This is a genomic window from Kosakonia oryziphila (genome assembly GCF_900094795.1).
In the GTDB taxonomy this organism is placed as follows: domain Bacteria; phylum Pseudomonadota; class Gammaproteobacteria; order Enterobacterales; family Enterobacteriaceae; genus Kosakonia; species Kosakonia oryziphila.
The window spans coordinates 1-3,635 of the sequence record NZ_FMBC01000099.1 but is presented as its reverse complement, the minus strand read 5'-3'; the positions used below and the strand labels follow the sequence as shown (position 1 = coordinate 3,635).

The 3,635-nt window shown below is 53.9% G+C and carries 1 protein-coding gene and 1 pseudogene; one reads left to right on the top strand and one right to left on the bottom strand.

The features are described from left to right. Positions 1-89: 89 nt before the first annotated feature. A pseudogene (locus GA0061070_RS24065) lies at positions 90-635 on the bottom strand (integrase); the annotation flags it as partial. A gap of 159 nt (positions 636-794) precedes the next feature. Here GA0061070_RS24065 and mutS point away from each other — a divergent pair. After that, positions 795-3,362, top strand: a complete 2,568-nt coding sequence (gene mutS, locus GA0061070_RS24060; RefSeq protein WP_090139030.1) for a DNA mismatch repair protein MutS — start codon at positions 795-797, stop codon at positions 3,360-3,362. Positions 3,363-3,635 lie beyond the last annotated feature (273 nt).

Genomic DNA, 3,635 nt, shown 5'->3' with positions numbered 1-3,635 from the left:
CGGCATGGTTCGAGCAATCAGATGTCACCGACAGAATATGAAAACCAGTATTATCAACGGCTCAGAAGTGTCTAGATTATCCGTGGCGATTCATTACCAGTGAGATCCTTGATTCGAAGGTTTTGCCATTCTTTTAATCGATTTTCTGCTTTGTCCAATACATTTAGGGTGTTGGGTTTAGCTGGCTTGGTTCTGCCAATCAAGTGACTTCTGTATTGGGCAAAAGCTTCACTTACGGTCAATTCGGCAAGATCGAGTTCCCTCTTAATCTTGTTGGGATTTCTCTTTGTTGCGATCATGGTCTGAACCAACTGTCGAGCTACCTCACGGGCTTGATCGATACTCGGAAAATCAGACACATTTCCAACCTTTACTTTCAAGACAGAGATTGGCTTCTTACCCTCACTGACATTACGATCTGACGAGGCTACTCTTCGCTGGATTACATAGGTTTTTTTCGTCAAACTGACCTTAACACCGAAGCCAACAGGTGAATCTCGATGATCGTCAAAAACTATGTAAGGCTTTTGGTCAGGGTTGGCTTCGAAAACGACTTTTCCAGAGCTACTGAGTTCAGGCTTAACATTAATACTTAACCTGTTGATAATAAAAGCCTGATTGAGAGTTGTTTTCAAAGTATCACCACCATTTGTAGCCCAAAGAAGGAGTACAACTAATCTATCACGCCTTGGGCTACAAATGAGCTACAGATTTATGGGTTTATGTGGGTTTAAAAGGGTTTTACCTGGGGCCATATGAGCACTTGAAAGAATTAAAAAATGAGTAAAATCAATATGAATGAAGACATTGATAAGGACTTCTCTAGCCACACCCCGATGATGCAGCAGTACCTGAAGCTGAAAGCACAGCATCCGGACATTCTGCTGTTCTACCGGATGGGCGACTTTTATGAACTGTTTTATGACGATGCGAAACGCGCTTCGCAGCTTATGGATATCTCGCTGACCAAACGCGGCGCATCAGCAGGCGAACCGATCCCGATGGCCGGTGTTCCGCATCATGCAGTGGAAAACTATCTGGCGAAGCTGGTGAGTCTTGGTGAATCCGTGGCGATTTGCGAGCAAATCGGCGATCCGGCAACCAGCAAAGGTCCGGTTGAGCGCAAAGTGGTGCGCATCGTTACGCCAGGCACCATCAGCGATGAAGCGCTGTTGCAGGAGCGTCAGGACAATCTGCTGGCCGCAATCTGGCAGGACAGCAAAGGCTTTGGCTACGCCACGCTGGATATCAGCTCCGGGCGTTTTCGCGTCAGCGAACCGGCCGATCGCGACACCATGGCCGCTGAGTTGCAGCGCACTAATCCCGCCGAGTTGCTCTATGCCGAAGATTTTGCCGAAACAGCGATGATTGAAGGCCGCCGGGGGCTGCGCCGCCGTCCGCTGTGGGAGTTCGAAATTGATACCGCCCGCCAACAGTTGAACCTGCAATTTGGCACCCGCGATCTGGTTGGCTTTGGGGTAGAAAACGCGCCGCGAGGCCTGTGCGCAGCCGGTTGCCTGTTACAGTATGTCAAAGACACTCAGCGCACGACCCTGCCGCATATTCGCTCTATCACCATGGAGCGCCAGCAGGACACCATCATTATGGACGCCGCGACGCGCCGTAATCTGGAGATCACGCAGAACCTGGCTGGCGGCGTGGAAAATACACTGGCCTCGGTACTTGATTGCACCGTAACACCAATGGGTAGCCGTATGCTGAAACGCTGGCTGCATATGCCGGTCCGCGATACAAAAGTGCTGACGGAACGCCAGCAAACCATCGGTGCATTGCAGGATCACTGCGGCGAGTTGCAACCTGTGCTGCGTCAGGTGGGCGATCTGGAGCGTATTCTGGCACGTCTGGCGCTGCGCACTGCACGTCCGCGCGACCTGGCGCGTATGCGTCACGCTTTCCAGCAACTGCCGGAACTGCGCGCGCAACTGGCGGAAGTGAAAAGCACGCCAGTGCAGGCGCTGCGCGAAAAAATGGGCGAGTTCGGCGAATTGCGCGAGTTGCTGGAGCGAGCAATTATCGATGCGCCGCCGGTATTGGTGCGCGATGGCGGCGTGATTGCGCCGGGTTATAACGCCGAGCTGGACGAATGGCGCGGTCTGGCTGATGGCGCAACCGACTATCTTGACCGGCTGGAGATCCGCGAGCGCGAACGCCTCGGACTGGATACGCTGAAAGTGGGTTATAACGCGGTACATGGTTACTACATCCAGATTAGTCGCGGGCAAAGCCATCTGGCACCGATTCATTACGTACGCCGCCAGACGCTGAAAAATGCCGAACGCTACATTATTCCGGAACTGAAAGAGTACGAAGACAAAGTTCTGACCTCGAAAGGTAAAGCACTGGCGCTGGAAAAACAGCTTTATGACGAGCTGTTCGATCTGCTGATGCCACATCTGGCCGACCTGCAACAGAGCGCCTCTGCGCTGGCGGAACTGGATGTACTGGTGAACCTGGCAGAGCGCGCTTATACCCTGAATTACAGCTGTCCGACCTTTATTGATAAGCCAGGCATCCGCATTACCGAAGGGCGTCACCCGGTGGTCGAGCAGGTACTGAAAGAGCCGTTTATTGCTAACCCGCTGAATTTATCGCCGCAGCGCCGGATGTTAATCATCACCGGGCCGAACATGGGTGGTAAAAGTACCTATATGCGCCAGACTGCGTTGATTGCGCTGCTGGCCTATATCGGTAGCTACGTGCCCGCGCAAAAAGTCGAGATTGGCCCAATCGATCGCATTTTTACCCGCGTCGGCGCGGCAGACGATCTGGCGAGCGGACGTTCGACCTTTATGGTGGAGATGACCGAAACCGCCAACATCCTGCATAACGCCACGGAAAACAGCCTGGTGCTGATGGATGAAATTGGTCGCGGGACATCGACCTATGATGGTCTGTCGCTGGCATGGGCATGTGCGGAAAACCTGGCGAATAAAATCAAGGCATTGACGCTGTTCGCGACTCACTACTTTGAGCTGACGCAACTGCCGGAAAAAATGGAAGGTGTGGCAAACGTGCATCTCGACGCGCTGGAGCATGGCGACACCATCGCCTTTATGCACAGCGTGCAAGACGGCGCAGCCAGTAAGAGTTACGGCCTGGCGGTCGCAGCGCTGGCGGGCGTGCCAAAAGAGGTGATTAAACGCGCACGCAGCAAATTGCGCGAGCTGGAAAGCCTGTCGCCGAATGCGGCGGCCACGCAAATAGACGGCACGCAGATGTCGTTGCTGGCTCCGGCAGAAGAGAGTAGCCCGGCGGTGGAAGCATTGGTTAACCTCGATCCGGACAGCTTAACGCCGCGTCAGGCGCTGGAATGGATTTACCGTCTGAAGAGCCTGGTGTAAGGCGCTTTCTATTCTGCTATCTAATCCGGCCTGTCATTCTGTGCAGGCCGGACTCACATGCGATTACTTGTTTCCAGCCTGTAGCGGCGGAATCGTCAGCATCTGCGGGCGGCCCGCCAGCCTGGTGGTCAGCTTTTCAGCGTTGATCAGAAAGATGATGCATAAAGTGTAACGACAGAATCGGCATAGGAGGCAGGCCTCTCAGCCTGCTCCCCTGCCACACCACCCGGCATGCGGGTCCGCACCGGGCGGTTCGGGAGTTTGAGGTTACAC

Bases quoted from the DNA above. Each gene is read 5' to 3' on its own strand.
- mutS (WP_090139030.1), top strand. From the start codon at position 795: ATGAATGAAGACATTGATAAGGACTTCTCTAGCCACACCCCGATGATG.